The sequence below is a fragment of the Paenibacillus sp. Leaf72 genome (assembly GCF_001422685.1).
Classification (GTDB): domain Bacteria; phylum Bacillota; class Bacilli; order Paenibacillales; family Paenibacillaceae; genus Pristimantibacillus.
Genome location: NZ_LMLV01000001.1, coordinates 1654867 through 1675211, shown reverse-complemented (window position 1 = coordinate 1675211; position 20345 = coordinate 1654867). Strand labels below are relative to the sequence as shown.

At 48.3% G+C, this 20345-nt stretch carries 14 protein-coding genes and 2 pseudogenes; 15 read left to right on the top strand and 1 reads right to left on the bottom strand.

Annotated features, from left to right (window positions below):
• Positions 1–214 precede the first annotated feature (214 nt).
• The 9 genes and pseudogenes from ASF12_RS35175 to ASF12_RS07105 all read left to right on the top strand — a co-directional run.
• Positions 215–746, top strand: a pseudogene (locus ASF12_RS35175) (SDR family NAD(P)-dependent oxidoreductase); the annotation flags it as partial.
• Positions 733–1253, top strand: a pseudogene (locus tag ASF12_RS07140) (NADP-dependent oxidoreductase); the annotation flags it as partial. The pseudogenes ASF12_RS35175 and ASF12_RS07140, both read left to right, overlap by 14 nt.
• Before the next feature lie 419 nt (positions 1254–1672).
• Positions 1673–3220 (top strand): response regulator transcription factor, encoded by a 1548-nt coding sequence (locus ASF12_RS07135; protein ID WP_056031440.1) that lies wholly within the window; start codon positions 1673–1675, stop codon positions 3218–3220.
• A gap of 274 nt (positions 3221–3494) precedes the next feature.
• On the top strand, positions 3495–4469 hold the full coding sequence (locus ASF12_RS07130; RefSeq protein ID WP_056031437.1) for an ABC transporter permease: 975 nt from the start codon (positions 3495–3497) through the stop codon (positions 4467–4469).
• Positions 4470–4483: 14 nt separating this feature from the next.
• Positions 4484–5353 carry a carbohydrate ABC transporter permease gene (locus ASF12_RS07125; RefSeq protein ID WP_056031434.1) on the top strand — a complete coding sequence of 290 codons (870 nt, stop codon included), beginning with the start codon at positions 4484–4486 and terminating at the stop codon, positions 5351–5353.
• A gap of 29 nt (positions 5354–5382) precedes the next feature.
• Complete coding sequence (locus tag ASF12_RS07120) at positions 5383–7056, top strand: extracellular solute-binding protein (RefSeq protein WP_056031429.1); 1674 nt, start codon at positions 5383–5385, stop codon at positions 7054–7056.
• A 171-nt stretch (positions 7057–7227) separates the two neighbouring features.
• Complete coding sequence (locus ASF12_RS07115) at positions 7228–8970, top strand: sensor histidine kinase (RefSeq protein WP_056031426.1); 1743 nt, start codon at positions 7228–7230, stop codon at positions 8968–8970.
• Positions 8971–8974: 4 nt separating this feature from the next.
• Positions 8975–10270: an ABC transporter substrate-binding protein gene (locus ASF12_RS07110; protein WP_235533067.1), complete on the top strand. Its 1296-nt coding sequence runs from the start codon at positions 8975–8977 to the stop codon at positions 10268–10270.
• A 55-nt stretch (positions 10271–10325) separates the two neighbouring features.
• Positions 10326–11897, top strand: a complete 1572-nt coding sequence (locus ASF12_RS07105; protein WP_056031423.1) for an ABC-F family ATP-binding cassette domain-containing protein — start codon at positions 10326–10328, stop codon at positions 11895–11897.
• Between the two features lie 428 nt (positions 11898–12325).
• Here ASF12_RS07105 and ASF12_RS07100 read toward each other — a convergent pair whose 3' ends face one another.
• Positions 12326–12979, bottom strand: coding sequence for a YfbR-like 5'-deoxynucleotidase (locus ASF12_RS07100; protein WP_056031420.1), 654 nt, complete (start codon positions 12977–12979; stop codon positions 12326–12328).
• Positions 12980–13157: 178 nt separating this feature from the next.
• Here ASF12_RS07100 and ASF12_RS07095 point away from each other — a divergent pair, with 178 nt between their 5' ends.
• The 6 genes from ASF12_RS07095 (at position 13158) to ASF12_RS07070 (ending at position 20240) form a co-directional block, all read left to right on the top strand.
• Positions 13158–14333 carry a helix-turn-helix domain-containing protein gene (locus tag ASF12_RS07095; protein ID WP_056031417.1) on the top strand — a complete coding sequence of 392 codons (1176 nt, stop codon included), beginning with the start codon at positions 13158–13160 and terminating at the stop codon, positions 14331–14333.
• A gap of 41 nt (positions 14334–14374) precedes the next feature.
• A complete protein-coding gene (locus tag ASF12_RS07090; protein WP_056031414.1) occupies positions 14375–15415 on the top strand; it encodes an ABC transporter substrate-binding protein in 1041 nt (346 codons plus the stop codon).
• Positions 15415–16221, top strand: a complete 807-nt coding sequence (locus ASF12_RS07085; RefSeq protein ID WP_056031411.1) for an alpha/beta hydrolase — start codon at positions 15415–15417, stop codon at positions 16219–16221. Before ASF12_RS07090 ends, ASF12_RS07085 begins: the two co-directional genes overlap by 1 nt.
• Positions 16222–16659: 438 nt before the next feature.
• On the top strand, positions 16660–17631 hold the full coding sequence (locus ASF12_RS07080; RefSeq protein ID WP_442952505.1) for an ABC transporter permease: 972 nt from the start codon (positions 16660–16662) through the stop codon (positions 17629–17631).
• 80 nt (positions 17632–17711) lie between these two features.
• Entirely contained in the window at positions 17712–18536 is an 825-nt protein-coding gene (locus ASF12_RS07075; protein ID WP_081418707.1) for a carbohydrate ABC transporter permease, read from the top strand.
• Positions 18537–18566: 30 nt separating this feature from the next.
• Positions 18567–20240 carry an extracellular solute-binding protein gene (locus tag ASF12_RS07070; RefSeq protein WP_056031405.1) on the top strand — a complete coding sequence of 558 codons (1674 nt, stop codon included), beginning with the start codon at positions 18567–18569 and terminating at the stop codon, positions 20238–20240.
• Positions 20241–20345: the final 105 nt, after the last annotated feature.

Below are 20345 nucleotides of genomic sequence, written 5' to 3'. Positions count from 1 at the left end.
AGAGCTTGTATCTTATGCCTTGAACAAGCCAAGAAATGCCGCTCCAAAAGCAATATTTTTAGCCATAAAAAAATTCGTTACTGTTCGTTCTAAAATGGCTATACGAATAGCAAGTTAGATCTAACTGTTTTTTCACCCTAATAAGAATGATCGTTCTAAAATTGTGCTTGAAACTCATTTACACTAATCTGCACGTTATGAAGGAGAGAATAGGATGAAGTATACCGTTATTACAGGAGCAAGCTCAGGGATTGGATAAATTAGAAGAGCTTAAAACGGCCATTCAGGAAATAGATCCTAGTGTAAATGTTATTGTTCAAACAAGTGACCTGTCTGTTACAGATCAGGCTTACACTTTGTATAGCAAGCTAAAGGAATACGAAATAGACACTTGGATTAACAATGCGGGGCTGGGAGAAGCCGCTTTTGTAGCAGATCAGAATTTAGATAAAGCCCAAACGATGCTGCGTGTTAATATCGAATCCTTGACGATCCTTTCTACTCTGTATGTGCGAGATTATGCAGATGTCGAAGGAACTCAGTTAATTAACGTCTCATCCGCGCTCGGTTATGCCATTGCTGTTGGGAATGTTGCTTATTCAGCATCTAAATATTATGTTAGTGCCTTCACAGAAGGGCTTGCAAAAGAGCTAGAACTGAAAGGTGCCAAACTAAAGGCAAAGGTTTTAGCACCGGCTATAACAGAAACGGAATTTCTAGAAAGCGGCACAAATACAGAATTATTCAAAAAAATTCAAGTGGAATTAAATGATGTTGATATACCACAGATCAATAGCCATGAGGTACTTGTCAAAGTAAAAGCTGCAGGCGTAAACCCACTGGACATTCTTAATCTGAATGGCAGTGTGCGGATGATTGCCGACTATAAGCTGCCATTCACTTTAGGGAATGAACTATCAGGCGTTATTGAAGCCGTTGGTGATAAGGTATTGAATTTTAAGGTAGGTGACCCTGTCTATACGAGGCTGCCGCTTAATAAAATCGGTGCTTTTGCTGAATATGCGGCCGTGAATGAAGATGCTTTATCCATCATGCCTGACCATTTGTCTTTTAATGAAGCGGCTGCGGTCCCCCTTACTGCCTTGACTGCTTATCAAGCCTTGCATAATGTACTCCATGCCCAGCCGAAGAAAAAGCTTTTCATTCCCGGAGGAACCGGAGGATTCGGCGCTATGGCAATTCCCATTGCCAAATCAATGGGATTATATGTGATTACAAGTGGCAGTGAAAGAAGCTGCATCGATTCAAATATAGCATGCGGAAAAAACTTGGTGCGGCAGTGGAGGGTATAGCTTTAGGTTAGGTGTGGGCTAGCATTCACCGAGGGTTATTCCACTAGTTCGTTGATATTGTGTAGACCCTGTGTAGACCCTGTGAAAAGCGCTTCAAAAAGGAAATACCGTAATGGGAGTCAGGGAAGGCATTATTATCGACAACATTCATGATATTAATATTTAAGAGCAATAAAGAGAAGGAGCAAGGGCAGTTAAAGCTGCCTTTGCTTTTTTTGCTAGTACTGTTAATTGTACATCTCTAATTGTGCTCCCAATTGCACATCTCCCTTTCATTGCTTGCTTTGTCATAGCAAGGTAAAATTAAGAATAAAAGACGCAGCTTTTATCAGGTTGGTAACAGGGGAGGAGGAGTAGCGGTGTACAAGGTTCTCTTGGTTGATGATGAATGGCTCATTCTTGACGGCATTTCCTCCGTGATGGATTGGGCTCGGCTAGGTACACAATTAACAGGAACAGCGCAAAATGGTTTGGAAGCGCTAACAAAGTTGAGGGATAATCCGCCGGACATCGTTATTACCGACATTCGAATGCCGGGCATGGATGGCTTGCAGCTCGTAGCTGCTGTTGCGGAGCAGTATCCCGGTATCTCTTTTATCATGCTGACCGGCTTCTCGGAATTTGATTATGCCAAAACAGCTATGCAGTATGGGGTGAAGCATTATTTGCTGAAGCCGTGCAGCGAGGAAAGCTTGGTGGAGGCCATCACGGAGATCGTTCAGGAGAAGAAGGAACGGGCCAGCCAGGAGAGCTTCGTGCAATCAATCAAGTATGATTTAGAGCGCGTGTTGCCGCATGCCAAGGAGCATTTTCTAAAGGAGTTCGTAACGAATAAAACGTATGGCGTAAGAGAATGGCAGTATTTTGGCGACCTGTTCGGGCTGCATTTTCAAACGCAAAGCGTACGCCTGCTGCTGGTGGAAATCGAGGGCGAGCATGAGTATGAGCATCTGTTTGCCGTGAAAAATATATCCGAGGACATCTTTCCTAACCCCATACTCAGCTCTACCGTAGGCCAGCATGTTCTTCTGCTCATGGAAGACGAGCTGTCCGAGGCGCAATTTTTCGAGAAAATTGACAGCATCCGCGCCACCTTCACGAAATATTATCATTTTGACCTAACCGCCGCCCTCAGCGAGCCGGGAGAGCTGGCGCAGGCGCGGCGCTTATATACGCAGACGCTTGTCTGCTTGAACCATCGATTTTATCTCGGTGAAGGCAGTCTTATTATGGAGCGCGACATTTCCCCATCTGGGGAAGGGGATCGTTCTGAATGGGAGTATGACCAAGAACGTTTAATGACAGCAATTAAAGCAGGGCATTGGGCAGAAGCGGAAAAAGAGCTTCAGCAAATGTTTCAAATGCTTTCTGAGCTGCGCTATGACATATCCACAACGAAATCCTATTTGATCCAGATGTACATGGAAATGATTCGGCTGTGTGGATCTTCCGAGATGAAGGCGTATATGGATAAGCTCCCGGGTTTAATCGAAACGAGCACCTTGCAGTCTTTTCAACAATATGTGATGGGCATAGCCCAAGAGATTGCTCTCCACAACTATGAGCGGAATCGATGCAGGCAGTCGCAGATGGTGCTTCATATGAAAAATATTGTCCAAAGCCGCTTCAAGGATGAATCGCTGACTTTGCAATCTATTGCCGGGGAGATTTATATGAATCCGGATTACATAAGCAAAATGTTTAAGAAGGAGACAGGGGAAAAATTTACGAACTACATGATGAGCTTTCGGATTCAAAAGGCGCTGGAGATTATCGGACAAAGCGAGGAATTTACAATAGCGGCGCTGGCTGAGGAAACCGGTTTCGGCGGCAATTCGTCTTATTTTAGCAAAATGTTTAAGAAGTATACCGGATTTTCTCCTTCGGAATATAAGAAAACGCCATAGGCTTATCGTTTACACCCTGAAGTCGTCGAGATACGGCCGCAGGGTGTTTTTTTGCAAATATAAGCATTTATAAGTTTCACTCTTATAAATAGGCTTATATTTCTCGGATTGAAACGCGCCGCGCCGCCAAAGGACGGCGCCAGCCGTTTCACCTTGATACATCACGGTTTTGAACATAAAACCATCGGAAATGAACATGTGAAAAGAGAAGCCGTACTTGTATATTTATAAACATAAATATTAATCGATTAACATTTAGGGTGGGGGCAGAAGAATGGAGTTGAAGCTGGAGGAAGAGCAGCAGCAGGCGCTCAAGGGCAGCAGAGCTAAAACAAGCAAACTCGTTTTCCTCAAAAAGGAATGGCTGCGGAATAAATATGTATACCTCATGTTAATTCCGGTCCTAGCGTATTATTTCATTTTCCACTATGGACCGATGTACGGCTTGTTGATGGCTTTTCAAAAATCTTATAGCCCAATCAAAGGCATTTTGGAAGGGAAATGGATTGGCTTTGACAATTTTACGATGTTTTTTAACAGCTATTATTTTTGGCGAATTATTAAAAATACGTTGATCCTCAGCTTTTACAGCATTTTGTTCGGCTTTCCGGCACCGATTATTTTGGCGCTGCTGCTTAATGAGGTCCGCAAAAAGTGGTTCAAGAGCACGGTACAGACGATCAGCTACATGCCCCACTTCATTTCGGTCGTCGTTGTTGTCGGAATGCTGAAAACGTTCTCGTCGCTCGATGGCGGCTTGTTTAATGTCATTCGCAGCTTCTTCGACCTGCAGCCGATTATGTTTCTAGCGGAGAAGGATATGTTTCGGCCGATGTACATTCTTTCGAACATTTGGCAGGGGGCGGGCTGGGCCTCGATTATTTTTCTGGCAGCGCTCAGCAATATTGATACCCAGCTCTATGAAGCGGCGAAGATGGATGGGGCTGGCAGGTGGAAGCAGCTGCTGCATATTACGCTCCCGGGCATTATGCCGACGGTTGTCATTATGCTGATTTTGCGTTTGGGTGCGGTTATGAACGCCGACTTTCAGAAAATTTTGCTCATGCAGACGGCACCGACCTATGAAACGTCAGACGTCATATCCACTTTTATTTACCGTTCCGGCATTTTAGAAGGCAACTATACGTATTCGACCGCTATTGGATTAATTAACGGCATTATTAATTTCTCGCTGCTGTTAATGGCCAATGCGATTAGTAAAAAAGTGAATTCGACCAGTCTCTGGTAAACGGGAGGTGACCTATGAAACGCTCGTCAGGGGAATATGTTTTTGACTTTTTCAATGTGATTATGCTGTGCTGCATTATAGCCGTATCCTTTTATCCGATGCTGTATGTGCTGAATTCTTCTATAAGCGATCCAGATCAATTGCTGCGCTCAAGGTCGCTCATGCTGCTGCCCGAAGGCTTCCAGCTTGAGGCTTATAAATATGTGTTTCAAAATCCGAAAATTTATAACGGCTACTTGAACACGCTCTTTTATGTCGTAGCAGGAACGCTGGTTAATTTGCTAATGACGGCTTTTGCCGCCTATGCGCTATCCAGAATGGATTTATTCGGCCGAAAAACGTTTATGCAGCTCATTACCTTTACGATGTTTTTTGGCGGCGGCATGATCCCAAGCTTTCTGCTCATTCAGAATTTGGGACTGGTGGATACTCGCCTGGCGATGATCATCCCTGGTGCAATCAGCACCTTCTACTTCCTGATTATGAAAACGAGCTTCGAGAGCATTCCGATAAGCTTGATCGAATCCGCCAAGCTGGATGGAGCTAATGATTTTCTAATCTTATTTCGTATCGTCCTGCCTTTATCCAAATCGATTTTGGCGGTCATGTCGCTGTATTATGCTGTAGACCATTGGAATGATTATGTGGGCCCGATGCTCTACTTGCGAAGCCAGGAGCTGTATCCGATCCAGATTGTAATGCGGGATATTTTAATTAGCAGCAGTACGGAGTCGATGGGTGCCGGCGTGGACACAGGCTTTGCAATCGGAGAAAACATTAAATACGCCACGATTATTATTTCTACGCTGCCGATTATGCTGGTGTATCCGTTTATTCAAAAGTTTTTTGTTCAAGGCGCTTTAATCGGTGCCGTGAAACAATAAAAATCAATTATTTTTTGGAGGCGATTTGGGTGAAAAGAAAAATGGGGTTGGTCATTTTGTCCTCGGCGCTGCTTGTCGGCCTGATGTCGGCGTGCTCGCAAAACAATGCGCCAAATGAAGGAGCGGCAGCAGGCAGTCCGGCCAATGCAGGGGCGTCCAGTCCAGCAGCCGGAGAAGAGAAGCTGACGGAAATACCGCTGCCCATTACGAATGAAGCGTTCACGATTAATTATTGGCGTGCGAATGATGCGAAGCTGACCGCCTCGATGGACAACTTTGGGGAAATGGCCTCGTATAAGAAAAAGGAAGAGCTGACGGGAATCAAGGTGAAATTTACCCACCCGCCGCTGGGACAGCAAAAGGATCAGTTCAACCTGCTCATTGCAACGAAGGAGCTTCCAGACGTCATCTACTACAACTGGGCGGATGCAGTAGGCGGTCCTGAGAAAATGATCGAGGACGGGCGGATTATTCGCTTGAACGAGCTGATCGACCAATACGCGCCAAACCTGAAAAGCATTATTGAATCCGATCCGGATGTGTTGAAGCAAATTGCTCTCGATGACGGCACGATCTATATGTTCCCGCTTCTGAAGCTGGATGCGCTCAAGCTGAATGCGACAACGGGCCCTATCGTGCGCAAGGACTGGCTTGATAAGCTCAATTTGAAAACGCCTACAACGATTTATGAGTGGCATACGGTGCTTAAGGCGTTCAAGGAACAGGACCCGAACGGCAACGGCAAGCAGGATGAGCTTCCGTTTACAGGCAACTGGGGACCGGGAAATTTGACGAAGCTGCATGATTTTTCTCCAGCCTTCGGAGTCATTGGCGGCTTCGAAATGAAGGGCGGAAAAGTGGCTTTCGGGCCAATCGAGCCTGAATACAAAAGTTTCCTCGAGACGATGGCAGCTTGGTATAAAGAAGGGCTGATTGATCCGGAAATTATGACGAATGACGGCAAAGCCTTTGACTATAAAATTACGAATAATTTAGCCGGCTCCTACTTGGGCGGTGTGTTCAGCGGCATGGGCAAATATTTCAACCTGATGAGGGATACCGATCCGGATTTTAATCTGACAGGCGCTCCATGGCCGGTATCGCCGGATGGCAATGCCTACGCGACCTTCAATATGAACAATAAGGTGCTGACCTATGGAGAAGCGATCACATCAAGCGCCGATGAAGACAAGCTGAAATATATCGTGCAATGGATGGATTTTAATTACAGCGCGCAGGGCAGCGACTTGTTCAACTTTGGCATCGAGGGCGAGAGCTACGAGAAGGACGGCGATGCTATCAAGTTTACGGGTCTCATCACCGACAATCCGAACGGCTTGACCTATGATCAGGCGCTGGCTTCTTATGCGCTATCGATTATGGATGGCCCGATCAATCAGGACAGCAAATATTTGGACGCCCTCTTGTTCGATCAAGGCCAGCGGGATGCCAACACGGAGTGGATGAAAGCGAGCTCCGAGCTGACGCTTCCTCCTATCCGCCTGACGTTGGACGAAGCAAGCACGGTCACTTCCATTATGAGCCAAGTCAATACGTACTTGAACGAGACGATGACAGCGATCATTAACGGGCAGAAGCCGATTGCCGAGTTCGACAAAATGGTAGAGACGATTAAGAGCATGGGCATTGATCAAGCTGTCGAAATGCACCAAGCGGCTTACGAAAGATACCAAACGAAATAAGCGGCAGTGTGAAAAATGCATAGACGGATGAAGGCTGCTGTATGGGGCGTAATACGCCCCAAAGTAGCCTTTTCTTCGTGAAAATAGAGCTCCGGTTTCCGCTAGTGTATCTGGTTTTTGCCGATTGTGATATATCTAGTGTATGACCTGTGCAAAGGAGCGCTCTGTATAATGACGGTATATCGGAATCTGAGCATCAAGCGAAAAATGTTTCTCATGATCTTTCTGATCATGACCCTTATTATTACGATTGCTTACAGCTCCTTATATTATGCCTATTCGATTTATGACAGACAGCTATATGACAAATCCTATCGACTCTTGAATTTATCGTCCACCACGATAGATATGGAGCTGAAGAAGCTGGAGTCGATGTCGCTCACCATTATTTCAGATTCACAAATTCAGCGAGGATTAAAGGATTTGCTTCAGGACGATGCAGAATATGCCGGTTACATAACCCGTAAGAAGATAACCGATCAACTGTGGGCGCATATTAGCAATGCTGAACGTTATGTGCAATCTGTTCATCTTATCGACTCCAGACAGCGGGTCAGCAAATATGGGGACTCCCCATCCTTCTCAGAGGAAAAATACGCCCGCATGATAAAAGAAGCTGTGGCGGGAAAAGGCGAAGTCCGCTGGCTTTACCCGGATGATTCCGACCCTATGCTAATTATGGTCAGGGAGGTGCGGGCGTATGAGCCATTGACGCTGGAGCCCATCGGCATTTTATTTTTGCGGATTAATATTGAGAGATTAGTGGAGGACTATGCAGGCACGGCGAGTCAGAGTAGTGATATTTTGCTTAAATCAGGGCAGGATGTCATCTATCCGTACGGGCAAATGCCAGAAGGTGTGGCTGTTGCCTTTCAGCCGCTAAAGGCGGGAGACGGCTACGAGATCAAGAAGGTGAACAACGAGCCGACCTTTCTGTCGCAGAAAAAATCCTCCTATACAGGCTGGATGTATTACAATATCGTCCCTTACAATCATATTTTTGAAACGGTCGTGTGGCTGAAAAATTCGCTCGTTATCGTCTATAGCCTGACCTTTATTGTCGTTGTTGCCATCGGGATGGCCTTTGCCCGCAGCTTGACGAGGCCCATTCGCCAGTTGATCAGCCAGATGAAGGAGGTGCAGTATGGCGACCTGGACAGCATGGATGCCAGCATGTCCGCACCTGCATTTCAGCAAATGGATGAAGTAGGGCTGCTGCAGCGAACGTATCGAATGATGATTACTCGCATTAATACGCTGATTAAAGAAAATTACGCCAACCAGCTTATCATTAAGGAAACGGAGTTCAAGGCGCTGCAGGCGCAAATTAATCCTCATTTTTTGTATAATGCGCTCGATTCTATCCATTGGCTGGCCAAAAAAAATGCGCAGCAGCAAATATCCAGCATGGTCGTCTCGCTTGGTTATTTGCTGCGCTCCTCAATCAGCTTAAAGCAAAATGTGATTACGGTTGCCGAGGAGCTTGAAACGGTGAAGCATTACATTACGATTCAAAAATACCGATTTCAAAATCGGCTGGATTTTCATATGGATGTGCCTGCTTCCTGTTATGCCGCTGCCATCCCTAAGCTTACTTTGCAGCCTCTATTGGAAAATGCCGTGCAATACGGTTTGGAGCCTATGATTGAGCCCTGTACGATCCGGCTTTATGCGGAGTGGGGGGAAGGGAAGCTTGCGCTCATTGTCGAGGACGGCGGGCCGGGCATGGAGGAAGCTTATGTGCAGCGTGTGCTGAGCGGAGAGGCGGAGACGCGGGGGAACGGGATTGGCATTTTGAATATTAAAAATCGGATCAAGCTCGCTTTCGGCGAAAGCTATGGGCTAGGAATTGACAGCCGGGCGGGGGGCGGAACGAAAGTCAGCGTCCTTATTCCGCTTGTGCAGGAGGATTAAGCAGATGATGCGAACGACCATCCGAATTGGCATAATGCTTGGCTTGCTAGCCGCTCTCTGGGGCTGCATCCCGGGGGATTCCGACCCATTGAACAAGCTTAAGGAGGAGCCGATTACGCTTCGCATCGCTTGGTGGGGCAATGAATTTCGCAACAACGCAACGATCGAGGTTATCCATATGTATGAAGAGCTAAATCCGCATATTAACATTGAATTTGAATACAGCGCTTTCAATGAATATTGGAGAAAGCTCGCGCCGTACGCGGCGGGCAATGCGCTGCCGGACATCATTCAGATGGACATTTCGTATTTGTCCCAGTACAGCTCGCTTGATTTGCTGGAGAATTTGGAGCCGTATATTCGAAGCGGTATCATAGATGCGTCCTCCATCAGCGAGAGCCATCTGTCCAGCGGGAAATGGGGAGACCAATTATACGGCATGAATTTGGGCGTCAATGCGCTATTTGCCGTATATGACCCAGAGGTTTTCAAGGCCAGCGGCGTAGAGCCGCCTACCGCCTCGTGGACCTGGGAGGATTTTGACCAGATGGGAGAGCAGCTCAAGGGCACAGGCGTTTATTTAGGAACGGTATTTACGCCGGAGCAGTTTTTTGCTTATTTTCTTAGACAGCATGGCTTTACCTTGTTTGCAGAAGATGGCACTAGTCTAGGTTATGAGGATGACAAGCTGTTTATCGACTATTTTGGACGAATGCAAAGGCTCGCGAAGGATAAACTGATATTTTTGCCCGATATTTGGACGTCCGATATTAATAAATCGGACGCAGACCCTTTTTTTAAAGGGGAGGCTCTATTAGGCTGGGGCTATTCCAATCAGTTCATCAACATCGTGGAGCATTACGGCAAACAGCTGGCTATCGTGCCGCTGCCTGGGCCAAACAGCAAGCAAGGGTTATTTTTGAAGCCGGGCATGTTTTTTTCGATTTCCAAAAATTCAAAAAATAAAGAAGAGGCCGCGAAATTCATCAGCTTCTTCGTCAATAATTTAGAGGCAAACAAGCTGCTGCAGGGAGAGAGGGGCGTGCCCGTATCTTCCCAGTTAAAGGAGCAGCTGAAGCCGTTCGTTAAGCCTGAGCTTGCGCAAATCTTTGAATATCTCGATTGGGTGGAGAAAAATAGCAGTCCCATGGACCCGCCGGACCCGGTCGGAACGGCAGAAGTGACCGTGGTGCTGCGTGATTTGCATGACCTGCTGCTATTTGGCAAAATAACGCCCGAGGCGGCGGCCACCGAGTTTCGGGCGAAGGCAGGCGAAATATTGGCGCGCAACAAAAAATAAACAATATCTAATGTTATAATGACTAGTAGACTGACGGAGCTAGAAGGGTGATAGCATGAGTGTAATTCGGTTGGAAAATGTGACGAAGAAATATGAAGACGCCATGATTTTTCGCGATATTTATTTTCGCGTGAGCCAAGGGGAGCGAATTGGCCTTATTGGGCGGAATGGAGCCGGCAAGTCGACGGTATTCAAGCTCATTATGGGCAAAGAAGAGCCGACAAGCGGCAAAGTGGAAATAGATCCAAAGGTGAAAATCGGGTATTTCTCGCAATTTTCAGAAATGCGCGGTAGTCTGTCTGTCCAGCAAGAGCTGGAAATGTGCTTCGAGCAGGTTGCTCTGATTGAGCGCGAGCTGCAAGCGGTTGGGGAAAAGCTGGGCTTGGTATCGGATGATGGCGAAATGAATGAGCTGCTGGCGAGGCAGGCGGAGCTGTTCGAGCAAATGGACCATTTGGACGGCTGGAACGTTTCCGTAGAGATCAACACCGTTCTGACGAAGCTGGGCTTCAACGATCGTTCACGCAATCAGCCGATTGATGAGCTGTCTGGCGGCTGGAGAAACCGTGCGGCTTTAGCGAAAATGCTAATTGAGCTGCCGGATGTTGTATTGCTTGACGAGCCGACAAACTACTTGGATATGGAAGGCATTGCGTGGCTGGAGCAGTGGCTTTACCGGTTTAATGGCGCCATGATCTTGATCTCTCATGATCGGCAGTTTATCGACAAGGTCGTCACGCAAATTATCGAGATTGAAAATTATCATTTTCAGCCATACGATGGCAATTATACGGACTATATTCGTAAGAAGAAGCTGCGCAAGAAGGAGCTGGACCGCCAGTTCGAGTGGGAGGAAGAGCTGCTGCTCATGGAGTCGGAAGCGATCGACAGCCGCGCCAGCAAAAAATCGTCCAAAGACCGGTTATCCCGCAAATTGGCCGATAATAAGAAGCGGGTTGAGCCGAATCCGGTGAACGTGCTGATTACGGATATTTATGAGTTGCTGCGTTTCCCGGACAAGCTGTGCGAGGTTAAGCAAATCGGGCAAAGCTATGAGGAACGCGCTATTTTTCAGAACGTCAGCTTTGACATTCAGAAGGAGGATCGCCTCGTCATCGTTGGCCCGAACGGAAGCGGGAAGTCCACGCTGATCAAGGTGCTGACGGGGCAGGAGAAGCCTGAATCCGGCGAGGTCACCTGGGAAAAAGGGGTCAGCTACGCGTATTTCAACCGGATGTGGGAGGAGCTTGATCCTAAGGATACAGTGAGCCACGCCGTCAATACGTATGGTCTAGGGCTCGATGCGCCGCGGAAAAAGGTGAACAAATTTCTGTCGATGCTGCAATTTTCCGAGATGGATTTAAGCAAAGTGATTGGCAGCCTGTCCGGCGGCCAAATGGCCCGGGTTGCATTGGCGAAATGCCTGCTTTCGGGTGCAGCCGTCATCATATTGGATGAACCGACGAATCATCTGGATTTAACGAGCATACAGGTGATGGAGCAGGCGCTGATACATTTTCCCGGCGCTGTTGTGACCGTAAGCCATGATCGGTTTTTCATTGATAAAATTGGCACGAAGATGCTGGTGTTCGATCCGGAATTGGGTATTACCCAGCAAAATTTATAGCAGCGAATGGGCTGGAAAAGCTCAAAAAAACGGTACTTCATCAAAGGATGGAGTGCCGTTTTTTTATTGAAATATAGAGAAAGGATATCTAACGCGATCCTTTCTCTATATTTCTCGGAATGAAACGCGCCGCGCCGCTACAGGAGGGCGACGGCCGTTTCACCTTGAAATATAGGAAAGGATATCTAACGCAATCCTTTCTCTATATTTCTCGGAATGAAACGCGCCGCGCCGCTACAGGACGGCGACGGCCGTTTCACCTTGAAATATAGGAAAGGATATCTAACGCAATCCTTTCTCTATATTTCTCGGAATGAAACGCGCCGCGCCACTAAAGGACGGCGACGGCCGTTTCACCTTGAAATATAGGAAAGGATATCTAACGCAATCCTTTCTCTATATTTCTCAGAATGAAACGCGCCGCGCCGCTACAGGACGGCGACGGCCGTTTCACCTTGCGCCAGCGCTTCTTCTGTTATTTTACGAATATCGATGGGGGAAAGAGTGCCTTCATGGATAATATCTGGCAGGATGTGCTCGAGGAAATACTTCACGCAGTGGAGGTCGATATTTTTGATTTTAATTAACGCATAACGGTACATGACGATAAATTCCTTCTCGGTATTGCCGCGCTGGAGCTCAGCGAATGCCTCGTAGACCTGATCCATTTTATCAGCAACTTCCAAAATGAGCCCTTCTACCGAATGGTCTTTGCCCTCGCGCAGCTGTCTGCGGAAAATAGCCTGAAATTCCTCAGGAATATGGTCCTGAATAAAATGCTCGACCATGCCATCCTCAACCTGCTGCAGCATCGAACGCAGTTCAAGGGAATAATGCTTGACGGGCGTTTTAATGTCTCCAATAAAAATTTCCCCATAATCATGGCTGCTCGTAATTTCATAAAGCTTCTTCCAATCAATCGTGACGCCGTGCTGCTCCTCGATATCGGCAAGCGTCTTGGCGTACTGGACAACTTTCCAGGAGTGAGCCGACACGCTGTGCTCTTCGAATTTGAATTTGCCAGGGGTGCGGATAATGCGTTCCAAATCGTTTAGTGATCTAAAGTACGTATGAATGCCCATAAGTGCCATCATCCTTTATTTAGTTGAGTATGATTCGACTATACGCCAGTTATGTCAGCTCAGGATTAACGCCGTGTGACGCTCAGGTCAATTTTCAAATCCATTGATAGCGATTCTCAATGTTGCTATACTGAGAGGATAAGCTGGACAAGGCTCGAAAGCATGGAACGGAGGCATCATGTACGATAATCAACCCCCAAAGACGGATTTATTAAGCATTCGCCGCTTTATGGAGCAGCATTTCAATGAGCCGATATCTGTGGGACAGCTGGCAGAGATGGCCCATATAAGCCCTAAATATTTTGTGGATTTGTTCAGAAAAACATATGGGCAAAGCGCCATTGATTATTTGACCGACCTGCGCATCAACCGGGCAAAAAGATATTTAACGGAGACGGACTACCGTCTGCGGGAAATTGCCCACAAGGTAGGCTACAGTGATGAATTTTACTTCAGCCGCAAGTTTAAGAAAGAGGTTGGCGTATCCCCCTCCGCCTTTGTGACCCGTCCCAGACAACGCATTGCGGTATGTTCTCCTTCGCTTATAGGGCAGCTGCTTGCGCTGGGCATTATTCCGGTTGCTGCGCCGCTCGATTCAAAGTGGACGCCTTATTATTATAATGTGTACCAGATGAGCATTCAGGTGCATATGCGCTATGGGGATTTGCAGCGGCATGAGGAATGGGACAAGCTGACGAAGGTCCGTCCCGACGCAATCGTAGGCTTCGATCATTTGCGCGATGAAGAAAAGCAGAAGCTGGGCAGCATTGCCCCTGCCCTATTCGTTGATAAGGGGCAGAAGGATTGGCGAGAGCAGCTTCGTCAAATGGCCTCTTTTTTAAAAGGCGAGCAGCAGGCGGAGGAATGGATTGATGGATATGGGCAGAAGCTGGAATCGGCCCGGACGAACATCAAGCATGCCGTGCAGGAGGATACCTTTGTCGTATTGCGGATATATGGGAAAAAGGTGCATGCCTACTGCAACCAAGCTATTTTTGAGCTGCTGTATCAGGAGCTGCAATTGTCTCCGGCCTATGAGCAGGCTTCGTTGTACAATGTGGAGCTAACACTGGAGCAGCTCAGCCATCTTGACCCGGACCGCTTGCTGATAGTAGTATGCCCTGAGGCAGAGTCGCGCTCGTACTGGCTAGCGCTTCAACATAACAAGGAATGGCGGGCGCTCAAAGCGGTTCGCAATCATTTTGTCTATCTGTTGCCTTCGGACCCATGGTTCGAATACTCAGCCATAGCGATGAATCGGATGCTGGACGAGATGCTGCTGCTCCTAACCGGATATTGTCCAAAGGCAGGAACGGATAAAGTCCATGGAGACTGCATAGGGCATCCTTTATAATTCTCCTAAGTGAGAATTGTTATCATAGGAGGGTATTTCGAATGTTCCAGAAGTACAGTTTTTTGCGAAAAAGGTTAAAAGCAAGCGGGCTCTCGCTGCTCATTATAGGAATGGCGCTTAGCCTGCTGAGCGCTTGTGGCTCCACGAATGCCGAAAACCCAGCTGAGCCAAGCCAGACAGCTGCTGCTGCACAAGAAAGTCAGGCTCCTGAGGTTAGCGAAGCCCCTGAGGCTTCAGAGGAAGTGTCAGCGACGAAGACGGTAACGGATGAACAAGGGCATGAACTCGTTATACCAGCCAAGCCATTAAAGGTATTCGCCCCCTATATGGAGGATTCTCTGCTGAGCTTGGGCGTAACGCCTATTGCCCAATGGGGGAATAGCGGGAAAGGCCAAGCCTACTTGCAGGATCGGCTTAAGGGTGTGCCAACTGTCGAGTTTTCAGGAGGACGTCCGCCTTCCCCAGAGCAAATTATGGATTTTGAGCCTGATCTGATTATTTTGCATACGGCCCATTATGCCGACGACGGCATCTATGAGCAGTATTCCAAAATTGCGCCTACGTACGTTTTCGTCAATGCGGCTGGCGATTTAAACAGCTCGATAACGAAGCTGGGAGAGCTGCTTGGCAAACCTGACGAGGCGAAGCAGGCGCTGAGCGATTATGAAAAGAAGAAGGAAGAAGCCAAGGCCAAGCTCGCTCCAGTTGCTGATGGGAAAAAGGCGGTTTTAATTAATTTTAATGCCAAAGGAATGTACCTGATTGGCGGCAACTACTTTGGAGGCTATGTACTTTCGCATGAGCTAGGCATAGGAAAGAGCAAGCTGGTTGAAGAGAAAAACAGCGTGGATGCCTCGCTCGAAATTCTCCCTGAGCTGGATGCCGATTTTATTTTTACAATCGACTACGCGGGCTCAGGCGCAGCCAACATTAAGGAGCTGACCGACAATGCGATTTGGAGAAGCATGCCTGCGGTCAAAGCGGGCCATGTTTACGCGGTTAGCGATGAGTATTGGACAGGCGGCGGTCTAATCGCATACAGCAAAATTATCGATGATATTGTTCGGTTTCTAGCGCCATAATGAAAAGCGAAGCTAAGGGACATTATACGGCTGAAAGCAGCGAGAGAGTGGTGCATGCAAGCCACAGGCAGCTGGAATACCGCATTAGGATAGCCGTGCCGAAGGAGCCGCCTCCGGAGAAGGGCTACCCGATCATTTATGCGACGGATGGGGATGCGGTGTTCGGCACATTCGCTGAGGCCGCCCTTTTGCAGACTCGCAAGCCGCATGGCTATGACCCCGTCATTATCGTAGGCATCGGCTATCCTTCCGGTGAACCGTTCGATATGACCCGGCGCTGCTATGATTTCACGACACCTGCAAAGCTCGAAAATTTGCCTGCCCGGCCGAATGGCCAGCCATGGCCGGAGCATGGCGGAGCTGATGGCTTTCTCGATTTTTTGGAGACGGAGCTGAAGCCGGTGCTGGAGAAGGAATTTCCCATAGACAAGGAGCGGCAGACGATTTTTGGACATTCGCTGGGGGGCCTGCTCGTCCTCCATGCCTTATTCAGCCGCCCTCAGTCCTTTCAGCGCTTTGCTGCGGGAAGCCCGTCCATATGGTGGAACAAGCATGCGGTGCTGGAGGAGCAAGCCGCATTCGAAGCAAGGCTCCCTCAGATCGATCACCCGCCGAAGCTGTTGATCACCATTGGCGCGGAGGAACTGCCGGATATGGTGAAGGACTCCGAGCAGCTGGCGGACAGTCTAAGGCCGCTCCAAGCCAGCGGATTCCATGCTGCAATCGCCAAATTTCCCGAGGAGAGCCACGTTAGCGTGCTGCCGGGAGCGATAAGCCGGGTCATTAAATTTGCCTTATCCGGCTAGTGGATTGTTACTGACACCCCACAGCTCGGGACGCTCCTTTTTTGAAGGACTGAGGTTCCGCTATTCTGGCTTTTGCTACGATTTCAGGCCGTAGGTGGACAGGAAATTCGCTATGGCTCTCATCATCCTGTCAAAATGGCCATTTGCAGCGCATTAGCTGCTCCTGAGTCCGCTGCCTATGCCATAACACGTGATTCTGTTGAAATAGCGGCTGCTGTGTCCGCCAAATCTAGCTTCAAAATTGAAAATAGATCATTGTATTTAGGCAGGCCCATGCGCATAAGCATGGGCCTGTTTGTTTTGCAGGCAATCCGAAAAAAGGACCCCCTAAAACGAAATTTGAAGCCTTACCGGAACGGAAGCTGCCGTCTACAATGGATAAAGAAGGCATTTCAGTCTATAGAGCAAGATTCCAACGTAGTATGGGGGATTTATAAGGTGAAAATACGGCACGAAGCACAATCGGCGGCAGCGCTTGCTGCAAGCACGAGAGCGGCCAAGCGCAGCAGATGGTTCAGGAAGCTGTACGGCCAGAGGCATGTGCAGGTGATGGCGCTGCTTGGCATTTTATGGATGATTATTTTTAATTATGTTCCGATGTACGGCATCATCATAGCGTTCAAAGAATTTAATATCGTCAAGCCGATCAGCGCGGCGCCTTGGGTAGGCTGGTCGCATTTTCAAGAATTTTTCCAAGATGAAAGCTTCGTCAATGTCATGCGCAATACGCTGGGCATTAGCTTGATCAAGCTGGCGATCGGCTTTCCACTGCCGATTATATTCGCCTTATTTTTAAACGAGGTGCGCTCGGTGCTGTTCAAAAGATCGGTACAGACGATATCCTATTTGCCGCATTTTCTATCGTGGGTTATTCTTGGCGGCATTCTGACGACTTGGCTGTCGGATGTCGGCATCGTCAATCATGTACTGATGGCGCTTAACGTCATTAAGGAACCGATCTCGTATCTTGCAGAGCCGGATTATTTCTGGGGCATTATTATTACCTCGGATATATGGAAGGAGCTTGGCTGGTCCGCCATTATTTATTTGGCCGCGATTTCGAGCGTATCGCCTGAAATGTACGAGGCGGCTACGATTGACGGTGCTGGCCGCTTTCAGAAAATGTGGTACGTCACGCTGCCAAGCATCAAAGCAACGATTTCGATTTTGTTCATTCTGGCGGTCAGCGGCGTGCTGAACTCCAACTTTGATCAGATTCTGGTGCTGAGAAATGCATTAAATGAAAGCGCAAGCAATGTGATTGATATGTTCGTCTATCAGACGGGCATGCAGCAGGGACGGTATTCCTATGCCACCGCAGTCGGCTTGTTCAAATCCGTTATCGCCCTTATCTTGCTGCTCATCGCCAATCGTGTAACGAAAAAAATCAATAACACATCGTTGTTTTAGGAAGGAGGCGACTGGCTTTGCTCAGCTTGAAACGAAAAACAAAGGGAGAAGCAGCATTCGACCTCTTCAACGGCTTCGGCATGCTGCTCGTGTGCTTTGCGACCTTGTATCCCATCTGGTACGTCCTCGTAAATGCATTCAATGAAGGGCAGGATGGCATGCGCGGCGGCATTTACTGGTGGCCGCGGGTGTTCAGCGCGGAAAGCTTCGAGGCGGTATTCCAGAGCGCGGGCATTATGACGGCAATGGGCATTACGGTAGCGAAAACGGTGCTTGGCGTGCTGCTGCATGTTTTTTTCACCGCGATGGTAGCCTATGCGTTTTCCCGCAGGGGACTTATTGGCGGCAAAATTTACATTTTAATTGGCACGGTTACCTTGTTTTTCGGCGGCGGCCTGATTCCTACCTATTTGCTAATTAGAGATTTGCATTTGCTGGACAATTTTCTCGTGTATATTATTCCAGCGATGTTCAGCTTCTTCGACCTCATTATATTCATGACCTTCTTCCGGGAAATTCCGGATGGGCTGGAGGAAGCGGCGAAAATCGACGGAGCGAATGACTGGGGCATTTTCCTCAAGGTGGTGCTGCCGGTATCGCTGCCGGTTACTGCGACGATTGCGCTGTTCCATGGGGTGTATCAGTGGAATGACTATTTTGCCGGCGTCATTTATATGAACAACATGGATTTGCAGCCGATCCAAACGTATTTGTACCGGGTAGTGGCACAGTCCAGCTCGAATCAGATGGTAGCCGCCATTCCGGGCGGCGTTGGCAAAACCGTTACCTCACAGTCGATCAAGCTGGCGACGATGGTCGTTACGACGCTGCCGATTGTGCTGGTTTATCCTTTCCTGCAAAAGTATTTTGTCAAAGGCATGATGATTGGCTCTATTAAGGGCTAGTCTACTCAAATAGAAAAGGGGAAAATAAACATGGTTAAACAACCTGCAATAAAACGTTTGCTGGTGCTGCCGCTTGCCGCTGCACTCGTATTTACGGCAGCCTGCTCATCAAACAGCAATACGAACGAGGGCACAACGAATGGAGGCGCGTCTCCAACTGCTGCTGCTGAGGTGAAGCTGACGCAGGAGGATAAAGGCTGGGAAGTGGATAAAAGTCCGATTACGTTCGATTGGTATATTAATTTCGCGTGGTTTCCTAATAAGTGGGGCGTAGATGACACATCCAAGTATATTACGGAAAAAACAGGCGTAGATATTAACTTCATCGTCCCTGCCGGCAATGAGGCGGAAAAGATGAATACGATGATCGCCTCCGGCAGCCTGCCTGATTTCATTACGCTCGGCTGGTACGAGGATGCCGTCAAGAAAATGATAGAAGGCGAGATGGTGCTCCCGCTTAATGAGCTGGCTGACCAATATGACCCTTACTTCTACAAGGTGACCGATCCGGCGAAGCTCGCCTGGTACAAGCAAGAGGATGGCCATATCTATGGGTATCCGAACGCCTCCTCCTCACCGAAGGATTACGAGAAGTTTGGCGACAGCATCACCTCTACGCAGACGTTCCTCGTGCGCAAGGACATGTATGAGGCTATCGGCAGCCCGGATATGCGGACAACAGAAGGTTTCCTTCAAGCCTTGGCTGATGCAAAAGCGAAATTTCCCGACATTAACGGCCAGCCGTTAATTCCGCTGGGGATGTATGATTTTAATGAAAAGGGCAACAGCTCGCTGCAAGCTTATATTCAAAATTTCTTGGCTATTCCTTATGAAAAGGATGGGCAGCTGTATGATCGCGACACGGACGCAGAATATGTAAAATGGCTTAAGACGATGCGCCAAGCGAATGAAAACGGCCTGCTCTCGAAAGACGTGTTCATCGACAAGCGTCCGCAAATGGAGGAAAAAATTGCCCAAGGCCGCTACTTTGCCATGCTGTATGCGAGGTCTGATCTGGCTAACCAGCAAAATGCGCTATTTGCAAACGATCCTAACTCCATTTATATTGCGGTGGATGGGCCAGCTAATGCTGCTCAGGATCAAGCAACGCTTGCAGGGCCATCCATTTCCGGCTGGACCGTTACCCTCATCTCCAAAAATGTGAAGGATAAAGCACGAGCGATCCGCTTCCTGGACTACCTTATTTCGGAAGAGGGCCAGCGGGATATGTTTTTCGGCAAGCAGGGCGTAACCTGGGATACAATAGACGGGAAAGACCAGTTTTTACCTGACGTATTGGAGCTGCTTAATTCCGACCGTGGGGCCTTCGATAAAAAATATGGCGCCTCCCATACGTTCTGGATGCTGATGGATACGAATCTGACGCCGGAATGGTCGCCGCCAGCTGTTGAGCCATTCAAGCAGATGGAAGACTGGACGCGCGGCAAAGCGCTCAGCCTGTCGCAATTTGACCAGCTTGACCCGACGGGGGCATCCGAGGAAGGCATTATGAAGACGAAGCTGGATCATGAATTTGGCAAGGCGCTTCCGAGGCTGCTGCTTGCGAAGTCAGATGCCGAATTCGACAGCTTGTGGCAGGAGTATTTGAGCAAGCGCGATGCTCTTGGCTTTGGCACCGTTCAGGCCTATAAGCAGAAAAAATATGAAGAGAACGTAGCGAAGCTGGCAGAATTCATTAACTAATACAGGTCAGGCCCGGGCATACATCCCGGCATTAGGTGCGCCAAATCCATCATGGACTGGCGCGCTTTTTGCCGCCTGCAAGCAAGTCAGGGGGCTGGGCCGCGA

Bases quoted from the DNA above. Each gene is read 5' to 3' on its own strand.
- ASF12_RS07130 (WP_056031437.1), top strand. From the start codon at position 3,495: ATGGAGTTGAAGCTGGAGGAAGAGCAGCAGCAGGCGCTCAAGGGCAGC.
- ASF12_RS07125 (WP_056031434.1), top strand. From the start codon at position 4,484: ATGAAACGCTCGTCAGGGGAATATGTTTTTGACTTTTTCAATGTGATT.
- ASF12_RS07115 (WP_056031426.1), top strand. From the start codon at position 7,228: ATGACGGTATATCGGAATCTGAGCATCAAGCGAAAAATGTTTCTCATG.
- ASF12_RS07110 (WP_235533067.1), top strand. From the start codon at position 8,975: ATGATGCGAACGACCATCCGAATTGGCATAATGCTTGGCTTGCTAGCC.
- ASF12_RS07105 (WP_056031423.1), top strand. From the start codon at position 10,326: ATGAGTGTAATTCGGTTGGAAAATGTGACGAAGAAATATGAAGACGCC.
- ASF12_RS07100 (WP_056031420.1), bottom strand. From the start codon at position 12,979: ATGGGCATTCATACGTACTTTAGATCACTAAACGATTTGGAACGCATT.
- ASF12_RS07095 (WP_056031417.1), top strand. From the start codon at position 13,158: ATGTACGATAATCAACCCCCAAAGACGGATTTATTAAGCATTCGCCGC.
- ASF12_RS07090 (WP_056031414.1), top strand. From the start codon at position 14,375: ATGTTCCAGAAGTACAGTTTTTTGCGAAAAAGGTTAAAAGCAAGCGGG.
- ASF12_RS07085 (WP_056031411.1), top strand. From the start codon at position 15,415: ATGAAAAGCGAAGCTAAGGGACATTATACGGCTGAAAGCAGCGAGAGA.
- ASF12_RS07075 (WP_081418707.1), top strand. From the start codon at position 17,712: ATGCTGCTCGTGTGCTTTGCGACCTTGTATCCCATCTGGTACGTCCTC.
- ASF12_RS07070 (WP_056031405.1), top strand. From the start codon at position 18,567: ATGGTTAAACAACCTGCAATAAAACGTTTGCTGGTGCTGCCGCTTGCC.